This is a genomic window from Morganella sp. GD04133 (assembly GCF_029835375.1).
GTDB classification, from domain to species: Bacteria; Pseudomonadota; Gammaproteobacteria; order Enterobacterales; family Enterobacteriaceae; genus Morganella; species Morganella morganii_B.
In genome coordinates this window covers 1-804 of sequence record NZ_JAODZS010000102.1, presented here as the reverse complement: position 1 = coordinate 804, position 804 = coordinate 1, and the positions used below count along the sequence as shown (strand labels likewise).

1 protein-coding gene is annotated in these 804 nt (G+C 56.8%); it reads right to left on the bottom strand.

Features of this window, described 5'->3' with window-relative positions:
- A partial coding sequence (locus N7387_RS21295) for a methyl-accepting chemotaxis protein (protein WP_279800957.1) occupies positions 1-804 on the bottom strand: 804 nt, incomplete at both ends.

The window sequence follows — 804 nt, the reverse complement described above, 5'->3', positions numbered from 1 at the left end:
ATCATCGGCATTATCAGCGGATTTTTTAAGCGCAGGTCGTTGTAATGGCACCATAATGCTGGTTTTCGTACCGGCCTTCAGTTCTCTGCCCTGTATATGAAATACAGACACCGCCTGAGTCAGCCTGCTGGCCTGCTCTTCAAGTGATGCAGCCGCTGCGGCTGATTGTTCAACTAATGCCGCATTCTGCTGGGTGACTCTGTCCATTTCCGTCACCGCCACACCCACCTGGTCAATCCCGCGGCTCTGTTCATCCGAGGCAGAGGCTATCTCACTCATAATATCGGTGACTCTGGTGACCGCGCTGACAATTTCATCCATCGTTTCACCGGCGCGCTCAACCAGTACAGCTCCGGCATCGACTCTGCCGACTGAATCTTCGATCAGGGTTTTGATTTCCCGGGCGGCCTGCGCACTGCGCTGAGCCAGGTTACGCACCTCACCGGCGACAACGGCAAATCCGCGCCCCTGCTCACCGGCACGGGCAGCCTCCACGGCGGCATTCAGTGCCAGAATGTTAGTCTGGAAGGCGATACCGTCAATCACACTGATGATATCGGCGATTTTCTTCGAGCTGTCGCCGATGCCGCGCATGGTATCCACAACATCATCCACCACTTTCCCGCCGCGCTCTGCGGTTTCGGAGGCGGTTAACGCCAGCTGACTGGCCTGACGGGCGTTATCAGCATTCTGACGCACAGTGGCGGTCAGCTCTTCCATGCTGGCAGCGGTTTCTTCAAGAGATGCAGCCTGCTGTTCAGTCCGCGAAGAGAGGTCGTTATTACCGGCAGCGATCTCACTGGC